Genomic DNA, 12,804 nt, shown 5'->3' with positions numbered 1-12,804 from the left:
GCTCTTCCGAGAGATCATTGCTGCACTGCATGGGGGCAACGGCGCGGCATCGGCAAATTCAATTGGCATCGAGGACTGGCTGGGTACTAACTCAATAGTCGGGCCCTCCGATACGAGGATCGCAGCATGTCACTGATTGGAGTTTCCACCCTTGAGTTGTGCCATCTGATCGAACAGGCGTTCCTGCCTGATCGCTGTGTCGTATCCTGCGCCGATGGCGAGCACCTGACCATTCAATTGGGGCAGGGCGATAGCCTGGGCGATTGCCTGACTGTCACAGGTATCCATGTGCACAGCCTGACCACCTGCCACGAGCTTGCCACCCTGGTTGCCCAGGTGCGCGAAGAACAGCGCCTGGGGCGTAGCCAGATTCCGTTCAAACCCCAGGCGATGGCCTGAACCACGCAGTCTGCCACCGGTTAGCCAAGGCTGGCCGGGCGCAGGTATTCAGGGCTGAGCACGTTGAACCAGAACAGAATCATCGACACCAGGATGGTCACCAGCACCAGCAGCCCGACCGCCCACACACTGGTCGAATACAACAGGCCGTCTTCCTTGCGCAGGCGCAGGAAGGTTGGCAGGCCGACGTAGAGCAGGAAGGTCGCATAGGCCGAAGCCGCGCCCAGCACGATCAGCGCCAGCCAGCGTCCGGGATAGAGCCCGGCGATACCGGCAACGAAATACGGCGTGGCGGTATAGGCGGCAAAGCCGATGCACTGGTTCAGGCTTGGCCGCGCATCGAAGGTGCGCGACATCCAGCGAATGAACCCGCCCATGATCATCACCCCGACCACGCTGCAGGCGTACAGCAACACGCCGAGCTCGGCGGCGCTGGCCACGCTCAGGCGTACCCGCTCGGTACCGGCCAGGCTCCAGCCCACGCTGGTGGTACCGATGAACAGGCACAAGGCAGGAATCAGCGCCATCAGCAGCAGGTGCGGCAGGTAGTGACGCGGGTGCAGTTCTTCTTCCTGGCGGATTTCCATCCAGGCGTCATCGGGGTGGGTGAACAGTTGAACCAGATGGGTACTCATGGTGACCTCCGGGTAAGCAGGGCAGGAAACACCTCTCCCTGTTCTATGGAGGCCTGGGCGGCGTTGGGGTTTCATTTTTTTTGAACCACTCACCGCAGCGTCCGGTCACTGACAAGTGACGACCACCATCCGTCCGGCAAACCGTGCAACGGCAGTGGCTGTGGCTGCGCGGCCAAGCCGCAGGGCTGACGACCACGCTGGGCCCATCGCTGGCAAGGCCAGCTCCCACAATCGGTTTGTGTAAGCCGGACCTGTGGGGGCTGGCTTGCCAGCGAAGCGGTTACTGCAGTTCCAGCTGCAGCTGCAAGCCGCCGTCATCACAGCGCCGGTGATACTGGACGATCCCGCGATAGGTACGGCCTTCCCAGACAAACGCCACGCTGTGCGAGCGCTCGAGCTTGGCGGGCACGGGCGCCCGCACCTGCATGCGCAAACCCGGCAGGCCGTTGATGTTCAGCGGCGCCAGTTGCACCTCGCATTCGGCGCTGTGGGCCACGGGGCCGAACAGCGTGTCCTGGACAAAATCGATCTGCAGGCAGGTCGGGCAGGCCGGGCTGACCTTTCTCATACCAGAGGCCTCCTTCAGTTCGGGCGGTGCGCGTTCTGCTCGTCAGGGTCCGAGGTGGACCGGCTCTCTTCATCGAACAGGCGCACCGCCTGTTCATGGGCGTCATCCGGGACGCTGAAATCGTGCTGTTTGGCAAGATCGAGCAGGTGCTGATTGGCTTTAGTGTGATCCTTGATCATCTGCGGGGCAAACGCCTTTACTTCAGCCGATTCGGTTTTTTCCAAAGGCAGCTGGCGGGTCTGGATCTTGTGGCCCTGGTGCGGGCTGCGGCAAACCTTCACGGCCCGGCGCAGTCAGACTGACAAAGGGCCTTTCAATTGCCTGTGGGAGAACGTCATGGCCAGAGCCATCTGGAAAGGTGCAATCAGCTTCGGCCTGGTGCACATCCCGGTGTCGTTGAGTACCGCGATCAGCAGCGACCGGGTCGACTTCGACTGGCTCGACGAGCGTAGCATGGAGCCGGTGGGCTACAAGCGGGTGAACAAGGTCACTGGCAAGGAGATCGCCCGTGAGCATATCGTCAAGGGCGTGCAGTACCGGAAGGGCCAGTACGTGGTGATCAGCGAAGAGGAGATCCGCAAGGCCCGGCCGGAGGCGACCCAGACCATCGATATCTTTTCTTTCGTCGACAGCGGCGAAGTCCCCCTGCAGCAGTTTGCTACCCCGTACTACCTGAGCCCCGACCGTCGCGGCGGCAAGGTGTACGCGTTGCTGCGCGAAACCCTCGAGAGCACCGGTAAGGTCGCCCTGGCCAAGGTGGTGCTGCACACCCAGCAGCACCTCGCGCTGCTGCGCCCGCTGGAGGATGCCATGGTGATGATCATCCTGCGCTGGCCTGAGGAAGTGCGTGGTCTGGACAGCCTGGAACTGGATGCCAGCGTGCGCGACGCGAGTATCGACAAGCGCGAGCTGCAGATGGCCAAGCGCTTGGTCGAGGACATGAGCGGGCACTGGACGCCGGAGGATTACCGCAATGACTTCAAGGACACCATCATGAGCCTGGTCGAAGAAAAAGCCAGCCAGGGCAAGATCGCCACGGTCGAGCCGCTGGAAGGCGAAGGCGAACAGAAAAGCGCCGACATCATCGACCTCACCGAACTGCTCAAACGCAGCCTGGGTGGGCGCAAGCCGGCGGCGAAGAAAGCGGCGCCAGCGGCGAAAAAGCCCGCGGGCACCAGCAAGCCGCGCAAAAAGGCCTGATCAGCCGGATGCCTGCGTTTCGTGCAGATGGCGCCAGCGCAAGGCGCCATTGGCGCGTTCAAACACCACGGTCGAACGGCGTACTGAGCGGTTGCCTGCGGCATCGGCCTGCCACTCGCGATAACCGACCACCGCCAGGCTCGGGCCTTCGGCGATCAGGTGCAGTTCATCGATGCTTATTTCCAGACCTGCACGCTTGCCGTGGGCTTGCTGAAACAGCGCGCGCAGGCCTTGGTAATCGAGCACCTGGCCGGGCAGGGTGATCATCGAATACAGCGGGCTGAAACGCGCCATCAGCACATCGAGCCGATCGGCCGGGGCAGTGCCGGACAACCATTGCTGGATGGCGACGTGGGCGTCGAGGACTTCCTTGAAGGCGGGGTTGCGTTGGCTCATGGGCAGGTCTCAGTGAGTGCGGGTGATAAGCCCCAGGGCGCGAGTCCCGGGCAGTTTGAAAACCATTGGCAGCGGTAGCAGGGTTAGCAGCGCGGCCAGGATGAACGTGTGCGCAAACGCTTGCGGCGCCGGCAGCAGCTGATTGAGCACAGCGCCGAGCACGGCCACACCGAGACAGAAACTCAGTTGCCGGTTGAGGTTCCACAGGGCGCTGGCCTGGCCCATTTGCTCCGGCGCTATGGCCAGGAATGCCAGGCTTTGCGCACTGCTGCTGCACAGGCTGCTGCCCAGGCCAAGCAGGGCGAAGATCAGCGCCAGCCAGGCGTGATGCGCGGCTACCCAGGGCAAGGCCAGCCACAGGAGTGCGGCGCACTGGATCAGTATGCCGGCGCTCAGCAGCCACTTGGGCCCGGTCAGGTTGAAACGCCAGCGCACAAAAGCAATGGCGCCCAGGGCGCCCAGCGACCAGGGCAACATCAGCGCTCCGGTGGCCGTGGCGCTAAGCCCAAGGCGTTGTTGCAGGTACAGGGCTGCGACCAGGTTGGCGCCGATGAACACGCCCGGCACGCACAGGTAGACCAGCATCGCCGTACGCAGCAGCGGCTGGCCGAGCAGGTGCAGGTCAAGGATTGGCTGAGGGGCCGGTAACGGCTGGTTTGCAGGCAGCCAGGCCAGCACCAGTACGCCAGCCATTAACGTCAGCGGCAGCATGGCAAAGAAGATCCACCGCCACGAGCCCTGATCGACCACCACGCCACCCAGTGCCGGCGACAACGCCGGTACCAGCAGGGCTACCATCATTACCAGCGAGGTCAGGTGGTGGCGTTGCTCAGGCGCATACAAGCGATAAGCCATGGCCTGGCCTACCGGAATCAACAAGCCACCACCGAGCCCTTGCAACAACCGCCAGCCAAGCAGGCTGTCGATGGTGCCGGCGCTGCCGGCGAGTGCCGAGCCCAGGCCGAACAGCGCCAGCGACAGCAGCAGTGTCTGGCGTTCGCCCAGCCGCGCGGCCATCCAGGTGCCCAGCGGTATCACCAGGGTCAGGCCGAGCATGTACAGGTTGCTGGTCCAGCTCAGTTGCGCCACCGAGGCGTGCAGTTCCTGGCCCAGCGCCGGGTAGGCGGCGTTGAGGGCGAACATGTTGAGCAGGTCGAGGGTGAAACCCAGCAAATAGATCAGGGTGACTTTCGAGCGATAGGGCATGAGCAGTTCGACGGGCCGGAGAAAGGCGCAGTCTAGAGGCTTGCAGGTGCTTGAATAAGACGCAAAAAACCGGCAGATTGGTCAAATTATTTTGACAATGGCGAAGGCATTGCATGGTCAGTCTCGACCGATTCGAACTGTTCTGCGCGGTGGTCCAGGCCGGCTCCTTCACCGGCGCCGCCGAGCGCCTGCAGCAAACCCGCGCCGCCGTCAGCTTCAGCATCAAGCAGCTGGAAGCTGAACTGGGCGTGACCTTGCTGACCCGCACCACCCGCCGAATTGCCCTCACTGATGCCGGCGAGCGCTTTTACCAGCGCTGCCTGCAGGTGGTCGAAGATGCGCGCGTCGCCATCGACGAGGCGCGCGCCGAGCATGCTGGCTTGCAGGGCAGCCTGCGCATTACCTCCACCGTCGAGTACGGGCTGAAAGTCCTCGCCCCGGCGTTGCAGGCGTTCTGCCGGTTGCACCCTGACCTGAGCGTGCGCCTGGAAACCCACACCTCCCAGGTCGACCTGGTGCGCGAGCGTTTCGATGTCGCCATCCGCCTGGGCCAGGCCCAGGATTCCAGCTACCGTGGCGTGTGCCTGGCCACTTACGACGTGCGCCTGGTGCTGGCGCCCAGCCTGCTGGCCGCCCATGGCCCGCAGATCATCGACTCACCTTCGCACCTGGCCGCCGTGGCGCAGCTGGTGCACAGCCGCTTCGAGCAGAACAGTCGCTGGGAACTGCAGGGGGACGCTGGTCGCAGTGCGGTGTTTGAGACGCACGGCACGCCCTTGCTGGTGACCGACAACGCGTCAATCCTGCGTGCTTTCGCCGTGCAGGGTGCGGGTGTCGCCTTGCTGCCGGAATGGCTGGTGGCCGATGACCTGGCGAGTGGACAGTTGCTCGATGCGTTGCCCGCTTACCGCTTCGCCCGACAAAGTGTCTACGCGTTGTATCCGGCAAGCCGCCATGTACCGCGCAAGGTCCGTGCCTGGATCGATTTCATCAAGGCTTACCTCGCCGAAACGGGCGCGGGGGCCTGAGGCGAACCTGCTGCCAGCAGCAGGTAGTCGTCAGCCTTGAAGCGATGGGCGATTGCCCAATACTGAGTACTGAAACCAGGCCAGAGCGTGGTGACCTTGCCGCTGGCCTTGTCCTGGTACCAGCTCTTGCAGCCGGTCACCCAGACCGATTTTTCCAGGCGCCGCTGCAGATTCTGGTTGTAGCGCGCCTGGACCTCACGCTTGACCTCTACTACCTGGGCATCGGCTTGCCGGGCAGCTTTCAGCGCACCGACGATGTGTGCCACGTTTGCCTCGATCATGAACACCATCGAGTTATGCCCCAATCCGGTGTTCGGCCCGGTGATCAGGAACAGGTTGGGAAAGCCGTTGACGCTGGCGCCGACATAGGCTTCGGCACCCTGGGCCCAGACCTCGTTCAGTTCACGTCCCAGGCGCCCGCGAATACGCAGCTTGCCGAGCGCTTCGGTGGCCTGGAAGCCGGTACCGAAGATGATCGCGTCGACCTCGTGCAAGCGGCCATCGCAGGTCAAGACGCCGGTGGGGGTGATGCGTTCGATGGCATCGCTCACCAGCGAGGTATTGGCCCGTTGCAGGGCGGGGTACCAGTCATCAGAGATCAGGATGCGCTTGCAACCCATCACATAGTCGGGCGTGAGGCGGGCCCGCAGCTGGGGATCGGCGACTTGCCGGTGCAGGTGTTGAAGCGCGATTTTCTCACCCAGGGCCATGTACTTGGGGTCGACCACCGTGCCAAGGGCCTGCACTTCGTTCAGCCAGTGAATGCCCCAGCGCTTGAGCCGCATCACCCCCGGCAGGTAGCGGTAAAGCGCTTTTTGCAAGGCGCTGAACGGGCGGTCCTGGCGCGGTACGATCCACGCCGGGGTGCGTTGGAACACACTGAGCCGCTCGACGCGCGGCGCAATCTGCGGCACGAACTGGATGGCGCTGGCTCCGCTGCCGATCACCGCCACGCGCTTGCCTTGCAGGGCATAGTCGTGGTCCCAGCGCGCCGAGTGGAAGGTGCGTCCCGCAAAGGTGTCCAGCCCCGCCAGGCGGGGTACCACAGGCTCGCTCAAACCGCCGGTACCCAGGATCAGGAAGCGGCAGCGTAGTGGCCCACCGTCGGTTCCTACCTGCCAGGTCAGGCGGCCCGCATCAAAGCTTGCGCCGCTGACGAGGGTGTTGAAACGCATGTGTTCGAGCAACCCGTGCCGTTCGGCAGTGGCATGCAGATAACCGAGGATTTCGGCCTGGCCCGGATAGGTGCGTGACCAGTTCGGGTTGAGCATGAACGAGAAGGAATACAGGTGCGAAGGGATGTCGCAGGCTGCGCCGGGGTAGTGATTGTCACGCCAGGTGCCGCCCACCGTGGCGCCGCGCTCCAGAAGCAATACGGAGTGGAAACCGGCCTCGCGAAGCTTGATCGCCATGCACTGCCCGGAGAAGCCGCTGCCGACGATGATCACGTCGGCGTCCAGTTCCGTCGAAAGCTTGGCTCTTGGTTGATTGATCACAGCGTTCTCCGTTATCGAGCATCTTATTGTTTGATCATCATTGTTATGATGTGCGACGAGTCGAACCTGCCAACAGCGAGATCAATGCCCATGGCGATATCCCGAGAAGCCCCGGCCCGCACCCGACGCAAGGCGGGCGCTGCGGTTTCCAACAATGAACGCAAGCGCCAGGAGGTGCTGGAGGCCACGTGGCGAGCGATTCTTCGTGTGGGGGTCGAGAACGTCACGATCCGCGAGATAGCAGGTGAACTGCAGGCCACCACCGGGGCGGTCGTGCACTACTTCAGGACAAAGGACGAAGTGCTGCTGTATGCGCTGGACCACCTCATTACCGGCATGGTCGAGGAGGTGACCGAGTGCCTTGAAGGTGTCGAGGGTATCGCTCGCCTGGAGTGCATCCTGCACGCTTCGTTGCCGCTCGATGAGGCCGGTGAAACTGCCTGGCGTATCTGGTTGGCGTTCCTGCGTACGTGCGTGGGCAATGAAAAACTGGGTGCCGAACACCAACGGCGGTATGCCTTCATGCGCAGTGCGCTGGTCGACGAACTGACCCGCCTGCAGGCGCAAAAGGCGATCCGGGCCGGCCTCGACCTGAAGCTCGAAGCCGATGCCATGGTTGCCCTGGCCGATGGCCTGGGCGTTGGGCGAGTCATCGATCCCGAGCGTTTTGACCCTGAGCAGCAGCGCATGCTGGTCAAGCGCCACATCGCGGCGTTTCTCACCCCACAGGCCTGAGGCGTACGCTTCAGTGGTGCGCATCGCAAGCCTCCCTGGCAGGCCGCATCAGCACCCGCACGTCGCGCCAACGGCCCCACACGTAAAAGCGCCCGATGTCGGTGTCCAGGCGGTCTATCGCAAAGCCCATCAGTTGCGCATTCAGCGCCAATGATCCCTTGATGCGCCGCTCCAGGCGTTCGGGCCTGGCGCTGAAGAGCCGGCGATGAAACACCAGCAGTTCGCCATTCAACGTCTGTACCAGCAGGCGATGGCCACGGCCGGCCAGCGTCAAGGCGAGCTGGATGGCCGTGTCGAGCAGAAACCACAGCAGCAGCGGCGAGATGATTTCAAACAGGGTGCGCTCGATGCCGTAGCGGCCACGCGCCTCGAAAAGCTCGTAGATGATGAGTTCGTTGATGACCTGTGAAGTCATGAAGCTGACGAACAGTAGCCAGCCGGGGTGGATCTGGCGAAAGGCCCAGACATAGGCGTGCACCGGCTGTCCCAGCAGTTGTTCAAGCTCCGTCAGCATGGCTTGGCGTTCGCGGGTCAACACCAGCCCCGGCGGCACGCCTTTCACAGTACAACCTCACGCAGCGTGATCACCGGTTGCTGGGTATCCTCGGCCTTGATGAAGGGCTGCAGCAAGGTGAAAAACTGGTCGGCATCGATGCCTGCCTCGGGGGCGAATGCACCTTTGCGGCTGATTTTGCCCTGCACCAGCATGAGCAGGGCCACTGCCGTCGGAATGCAGGTGTTGGGCCCCATGCCGCCGGGGATTTCGCCATTGATCCAGGCGCTGCACACATGTCGCCGGCCCTGGCTCAGGCCTTCGGCGATAGCGGACATTTCCGCTGGAATGTAGCGCCGGCCAAACAGACTTTCTTTTGCCGAACCCACTAGCAGGGACAGGGACTCACCCAGGCTCAGGCCCGAAAGGTCGTTGTTCAGCGCGACTTTGCGCAATTCGGACGCCGCTTGGCTGACACTGTGGCCGCGCTGGTCGACGCGGGCCTGGATCAACTTCAGCAGGCTGATCAGGCTGTTGGAAAACACCATCGCGTTGGCGCATTCGCGGATCGAGGCGAAAGTCGTCGGCAAGGTCACAGGTTCCGGATGCCCCACCGTATGGGCGCGCACCGCACCGATGCCGGGCACCAGCAGGTCTATTTCGGTCAATGGCAGGCCGCTGGCGATGCGACCACCGCGAAACACCGGGATGTTGCCGGTCAGTTGTTCGACCCAGTGATCGAGTGCCGCGCCCATGTCGGTATCGTGACTGGCTGCTTCCTTGGCACGCGAGGCGCTGCCCCAGGTGGTGACCACGCGGTGCGGGGCACCGACCTGGCGGATGGCTTTGCTGGCCAGCAGGTTGGCCACGCCTGGGCTGGCGCCCATGCCGACGATGGCGGTGATGTTCGCGGCTTGTGCACGCGCATCGAGGTCGAGCATTGCCAGGGTGGGTTCGGGGTCATCACAGATATCGATGTAGTGACAGCCCGCGTCGATGGCGCATTGCAGCACCGTCGTACCAAACAGGTAGTAAGGCCCGATGGTCGAGACCACCACATCGTAGTTGCGCAAGACCCGGGTGAGGGCCTCGGGATTGCGCGCATCGACCTGCAACGCATCAATGTTCGATCGGCCCAGGCTGGCCACGTAGCGTAGCGCCTCCTCGGCGTTGCGGTCGGCTACCGTCAGCCAGGAAAAGGCCTGGAGCTGGATCGCCGTCTCGACAAAGTGCCGGCCCATATGGCCACAGCCGCCTAATGCAATCACCTTCATGGTCGTGTTCCTGTCAGTTGGTTTTGTTGTAGGTCAGGGGCTTGGCGCACTGCCGCGACTGCAGAGGGGGCAGCTGTGCGCGAACGGCTTGGCGAAAATGCTTGAGCAGGCGCTCAGCCAGTGTCGGCAGGAGTGCCGCTGGAAGGTCGTGACCCATTCCGGCGATGCTTTCGAACACCGCACCGGGGATGTGCTCGGCGGTGCTGCGTCCGGCCTCGAAAGGTATGAGCGGGTCTTCCAGGCCATGCAGCACCAGGGTGGGGGTGTCGATCTGCGACAGCAACGGCACGCGCGACCCCGAGGCCAGGATCGCGGCGAACTGTCGTTCGATGCCTCCGGCCGCAGGTGCGTTGCGCCTGAGATCGTCTTCAAGCCGCGCTCGCAATTGTTCGCGTGGTGTCGGGTAGCCTGGGCTGGCGATCAGCTCCCAAAGCTGCAGGTTATGGTCGATCTCGCGCTGCAAGGAGGTTTGGCGCACCGGGTTGAGCAACAGCTTGCGCACGTCGGCACGGGCGTTGGGCAGGCGTCGATCACCGGAGCTGGACATGATCGAGGTCAGTGAACGCACCGCATAGGGAAAACGCGCGGCGACGATCTGGGCAATCATGCCGCCCATCGATGCGCCGACCAGGTGCACCGGGCCCAGCTTGAGACTGTCGATCAAGCCCAGCGTGTCATGGGCCATGTCATCCAGCGAGTAGGGCGCGCGGCTGCGGCGGCCAACCTGTGCGTTCAGGTAGTGCCAGGCCAGGTGCGGTGTACCGCACATGCGGCTGGACTTGCCGATGTCGCGGTTGTCGAAACGGATCACCCGAAAGCCCGCTTTGACAAGGCTGTGTACCAGCGCGTCGGGCCATGCGGTCAGCTGCTGGGCAAGGCCATGGACCAACAGCACCGGTGGCGCATGTTCGGGCCCGAGGGTCTCGTAGGCGAGGGTGATGCGGCCGATGCGGGCAAATCTCGGGTGAGGGGTCAATGGCGTTCTCCGCTGTGGATGGACAACACGGCTCAACGAAAAAGATCATAACGGTTATTATGTTTTGCGCAAGCAGCAGGCCAAACATCTCAAGCCGGCCGGCAAGGGCCATGGTCAAACGGCAAGGCTGGCAGCGGCCCTGTCGGCCTGGGTACGGGGCAGGTAATCAGCCGCCGAGCTGCCACAAGGCGTGGCAGGCCGGCGGTTCATGGCTGAGCAACAGATTCAGGGCGCCTGCTTAACGCGCGCTGGCCCACTTTTCCACGGCCAGTACATCGGCGATTTTCTCGCTGTAGGTTGCGGCATCGAGGTCTTCTGCGTTGCACAGGACTGCGACGGTGATATGGGCGTCGGGGAAATCCAGGAACTGAGTCGAGTAACCGGCCCAGCCGCCTGAGTGTTCGAGCAGCCGCGTCCCTTTGTACAGTTTGGGCGACAAGCCCATCGCATAATCCTCATGATCGATGGCGACCCGTGGGCCGGCTCTGGACATGACGGCCAACAGGTTGGGGCCACCGACAGTACCGTTTTGCAGATTGGCGCCCCATTTCATCAAGTCACCGACGGTGGAGTGCACTTGTCCGTCGCCGGTCACCTCCCACGGGCTTTCATACAATCGAGCGCCCCCCAGAACGAGCGCTTGTAGCCGCGGGCGACCTCGAAGGTCAAAGGGTAGGTGTCGACGATCTGGGTGTGGTTCATCTCCAGCGGCTTGAAGATGGCCTGTTCGGAGAACTGGCGAATGCTTTTTCCGCTGACCCTCTCGACCACCAGCGACAACATGAAGTAGCCGGTATTGCTGTACGAAAACCGGGTGCCGGGAGCGAATAACGGTTGTTTCTCCGCTGCCAGCAATTGCAACGCCGTGGCCTGGCTCAGTGGCTTGGTATCAGGTATGCCTTGCGCCTCGGCCGCGTCCTCGTAGCTTGGCAGGCCACCGGTGTGATGGAGTAAATGGCGCAGGGTCACCGGATCGGCGTAGCTGCCCAGTTCAGGAACGTACTGGCGAACAGAGTCATCCAGCGACAGTTTTTTCTCAGTGGCCAAGAGGTGAATGGCAAACGCGGTGAATTGCTTGGACACGGACGCGAGGTTGAATACCGAATCTGCAGTCAGCGGCTTTTTCTTCTCGATGTCAGCAAACCCTGTCGCGCCTTGTATGACAAAGGCATTCTCTTTCTCGGCACTGAACACACAACCTGGGCCAGCTTTTCTGGAGAGCTCCTTGAAAATTCGGCCCATGTCGTTTTTGACTTGCGCAGGTGTGGTCTGAACCACCTGGCTAAAATGTTCGGCTGCCGGCGTACTCAGAAACAGCCAACTGACATCCATGGTGTTCTCCCTTACGATTTTTTACAGGTGCAACGATCAGAATTGCAGGTTGTTGGTTAACAACCTGAGAAACTTCAACCTGCTGCCTGTCGTGTCGGTTCAATGCTGCGCAACCGTCGGACAGGCGTCAGGCAAGCGAAAAAATCATAATGGTTATGATGGTTTTTAACCTGAGGGATTTTGTGAAGAAGTGCACCGCGCGGTTATGGCTTCTACGCTGTGCTGTTCACGACGCCTGGGTCGGATCACCCAGTTGCTCGAAATAGCTCGCCGATACGCTCATGTGAATACCAGCTCGAAAGGTTGCTGCAGCCGTGCCAGCGCCTCGCGGTCAAGTACCGGCGGTGTCTGCTCGTCGGCCTGCAGCTGGCTGGTATGGGCAGCGATGGCCTGCTGCTTGAGGGCCAGCACCGCGCGGTCGAGAAACAGCTTGTGGGCGCGCTGCCAGGGCAGCCGCGGATCGCTCGGACGGGCCCAGTGCCAGGCCCAGACCGGCACCTCGATCAAGCGCGCGCCGACGGTTTCACAGGCCCGGGCACAGGCGCGGCCCACAGCCTCATGATCGCAATGGCCGTCCAGGCGCCAGGTGGTCAGTACCTGATCGCTGGCGCTTAACAGCTGCACCAGGCGTTCAGCCAGCCAGCGTTCATGGTTGGCCACGGCGCTATCAGCCAGGCCCAGGCGCAGCCAGTTCAAGCGGGTCAGATCCAGGCCCAGGCGACGCAGGGCGTCGGCACTTTCCCGCGGGCGTTGCTGGCGCAAGCGTTCACTGGTCCAGTGGCGCGAATCAGGGTGGCTGGCTTCGCCATCGCTGACCGAGATCAGCAGCAGATCCTGCTCGCGGCCACGCATGCCGGCCAGCACGCCGCCGCAGCCGAGCACCTCGTCATCCGGGTGTGGGGCGACCACCACCAGGCGGCGGCCAACCGGTACCAGTTGAGCATGGGTGATGGCCGGCACCGCCTGCAGCGTCGCCGAGGATTGCCAGTGCACCAGCGGCGTACCGGGTGCGCGCATCGGATTTTGCGATTGCTGCAGGGTCATAGCTGCCAGCCTCCGTCGGGTG

Annotated in this window: 14 protein-coding genes and 1 pseudogene; 4 read left to right on the top strand and 11 right to left on the bottom strand. The window is 62.8% G+C overall.

The window, feature by feature from the left end; genetic code table 11:
• Positions 1 to 126: 126 nt before the first annotated feature.
• On the top strand, positions 127 to 399 hold the full coding sequence (locus tag LOY45_RS15070) for a DUF1652 domain-containing protein (RefSeq protein ID WP_115086938.1): 273 nt from the start codon (positions 127 to 129) through the stop codon (positions 397 to 399).
• 20 nt (positions 400 to 419) lie between these two features.
• Here LOY45_RS15070 and LOY45_RS15065 read toward each other — a convergent pair whose 3' ends face one another.
• The 3 genes from LOY45_RS15065 to LOY45_RS15055 form a co-directional block, all read right to left on the bottom strand.
• A complete protein-coding gene (locus tag LOY45_RS15065) occupies positions 420 to 1,034 on the bottom strand; it encodes a Yip1 family protein (protein ID WP_115086937.1) in 615 nt (204 codons plus the stop codon).
• Between the two features lie 280 nt (positions 1,035 to 1,314).
• A complete protein-coding gene (locus LOY45_RS15060) occupies positions 1,315 to 1,602 on the bottom strand; it encodes a hypothetical protein (protein ID WP_115086936.1) in 288 nt (95 codons plus the stop codon).
• Between the two features lie 14 nt (positions 1,603 to 1,616).
• The gene (locus tag LOY45_RS15055; protein WP_233674788.1) at positions 1,617 to 1,883 is read right to left on the bottom strand and encodes a DUF4142 domain-containing protein; all 267 of its coding nucleotides are present in this window, start codon (positions 1,881 to 1,883) and stop codon (positions 1,617 to 1,619) included.
• Between the two features lie 55 nt (positions 1,884 to 1,938).
• On the opposite strand from LOY45_RS15055, the gene ku reads away from it, so the two are divergent.
• Positions 1,939 to 2,802, top strand: coding sequence for a non-homologous end joining protein Ku (ku, locus tag LOY45_RS15050; RefSeq protein WP_258577931.1), 864 nt, complete (start codon positions 1,939 to 1,941; stop codon positions 2,800 to 2,802).
• Here the strand turns inward: ku and LOY45_RS15045 are convergent, their stop codons facing one another.
• Both LOY45_RS15045 and LOY45_RS15040 read right to left on the bottom strand, forming a co-directional pair.
• On the bottom strand, positions 2,803 to 3,198 hold the full coding sequence (locus tag LOY45_RS15045) for a nuclear transport factor 2 family protein (RefSeq protein ID WP_258577930.1): 396 nt from the start codon (positions 3,196 to 3,198) through the stop codon (positions 2,803 to 2,805).
• Positions 3,199 to 3,207: 9 nt separating this feature from the next.
• Positions 3,208 to 4,404, bottom strand: a complete 1,197-nt coding sequence (locus LOY45_RS15040; protein ID WP_134062763.1) for an MFS transporter — start codon at positions 4,402 to 4,404, stop codon at positions 3,208 to 3,210.
• A gap of 113 nt (positions 4,405 to 4,517) precedes the next feature.
• Here LOY45_RS15040 and LOY45_RS15035 point away from each other — a divergent pair, with 113 nt between their 5' ends.
• The gene (locus LOY45_RS15035) at positions 4,518 to 5,432 is read left to right on the top strand and encodes a LysR family transcriptional regulator (RefSeq protein WP_258577929.1); all 915 of its coding nucleotides are present in this window, start codon (positions 4,518 to 4,520) and stop codon (positions 5,430 to 5,432) included.
• On the opposite strand, the gene LOY45_RS15030 is transcribed toward LOY45_RS15035, so the two are convergent.
• Positions 5,402 to 6,928: a flavin-containing monooxygenase gene (locus LOY45_RS15030; protein WP_258577928.1), complete on the bottom strand. Its 1,527-nt coding sequence runs from the start codon at positions 6,926 to 6,928 to the stop codon at positions 5,402 to 5,404. The genes LOY45_RS15035 and LOY45_RS15030 overlap by 31 nt on opposite strands.
• Positions 6,929 to 7,018: 90 nt before the next feature.
• Between LOY45_RS15030 and LOY45_RS15025 the strand changes: the two genes are divergently transcribed.
• Positions 7,019 to 7,663 carry a TetR/AcrR family transcriptional regulator gene (locus LOY45_RS15025; protein WP_167458895.1) on the top strand — a complete coding sequence of 215 codons (645 nt, stop codon included), beginning with the start codon at positions 7,019 to 7,021 and terminating at the stop codon, positions 7,661 to 7,663.
• A gap of 10 nt (positions 7,664 to 7,673) precedes the next feature.
• On the opposite strand, the gene LOY45_RS15020 is transcribed toward LOY45_RS15025, so the two are convergent.
• The 5 genes and pseudogenes from LOY45_RS15020 to LOY45_RS15000 form a co-directional block, all read right to left on the bottom strand.
• Entirely contained in the window at positions 7,674 to 8,225 is a 552-nt protein-coding gene (locus LOY45_RS15020) for a hypothetical protein (protein ID WP_233674794.1), read from the bottom strand.
• On the bottom strand, positions 8,222 to 9,430 hold the full coding sequence (locus LOY45_RS15015) for a saccharopine dehydrogenase family protein (RefSeq protein WP_115086928.1): 1,209 nt from the start codon (positions 9,428 to 9,430) through the stop codon (positions 8,222 to 8,224). The genes LOY45_RS15020 and LOY45_RS15015 overlap by 4 nt, the downstream gene beginning before the upstream one ends.
• A gap of 13 nt (positions 9,431 to 9,443) precedes the next feature.
• Complete coding sequence (locus LOY45_RS15010; protein WP_233674795.1) at positions 9,444 to 10,406, bottom strand: alpha/beta fold hydrolase; 963 nt, start codon at positions 10,404 to 10,406, stop codon at positions 9,444 to 9,446.
• Between the two features lie 238 nt (positions 10,407 to 10,644).
• Positions 10,645 to 11,648, bottom strand: a pseudogene (locus tag LOY45_RS15005) (serine hydrolase domain-containing protein).
• Positions 11,649 to 12,017: 369 nt separating this feature from the next.
• Positions 12,018 to 12,782, bottom strand: a complete 765-nt coding sequence (locus LOY45_RS15000) for a PIG-L deacetylase family protein (RefSeq protein ID WP_233674796.1) — start codon at positions 12,780 to 12,782, stop codon at positions 12,018 to 12,020.
• Between the last annotated feature and the right edge of the window lie 22 nt (positions 12,783 to 12,804).

Source organism: Pseudomonas wadenswilerensis, assembly GCF_024749185.1.
Lineage (GTDB): Bacteria > Pseudomonadota > Gammaproteobacteria > Pseudomonadales > Pseudomonadaceae > Aquipseudomonas > Aquipseudomonas wadenswilerensis.
The sequence above is the reverse complement of the archived record's forward strand: the minus strand, read 5'-3'. Positions and strand labels throughout refer to the sequence as shown.

Bases quoted from the DNA above. Each gene is read 5' to 3' on its own strand.
- LOY45_RS15070 (WP_115086938.1), top strand. From the start codon at position 127: ATGTCACTGATTGGAGTTTCCACCCTTGAGTTGTGCCATCTGATCGAA.
- LOY45_RS15065 (WP_115086937.1), bottom strand. From the start codon at position 1,034: ATGAGTACCCATCTGGTTCAACTGTTCACCCACCCCGATGACGCCTGG.
- LOY45_RS15060 (WP_115086936.1), bottom strand. From the start codon at position 1,602: ATGAGAAAGGTCAGCCCGGCCTGCCCGACCTGCCTGCAGATCGATTTT.
- ku (WP_258577931.1), top strand. From the start codon at position 1,939: ATGGCCAGAGCCATCTGGAAAGGTGCAATCAGCTTCGGCCTGGTGCAC.
- LOY45_RS15045 (WP_258577930.1), bottom strand. From the start codon at position 3,198: ATGAGCCAACGCAACCCCGCCTTCAAGGAAGTCCTCGACGCCCACGTC.
- LOY45_RS15040 (WP_134062763.1), bottom strand. From the start codon at position 4,404: ATGCCCTATCGCTCGAAAGTCACCCTGATCTATTTGCTGGGTTTCACC.
- LOY45_RS15035 (WP_258577929.1), top strand. From the start codon at position 4,518: ATGGTCAGTCTCGACCGATTCGAACTGTTCTGCGCGGTGGTCCAGGCC.
- LOY45_RS15025 (WP_167458895.1), top strand. From the start codon at position 7,019: ATGGCGATATCCCGAGAAGCCCCGGCCCGCACCCGACGCAAGGCGGGC.
- LOY45_RS15015 (WP_115086928.1), bottom strand. From the start codon at position 9,430: ATGAAGGTGATTGCATTAGGCGGCTGTGGCCATATGGGCCGGCACTTT.
- LOY45_RS15000 (WP_233674796.1), bottom strand. From the start codon at position 12,782: ATGACCCTGCAGCAATCGCAAAATCCGATGCGCGCACCCGGTACGCCG.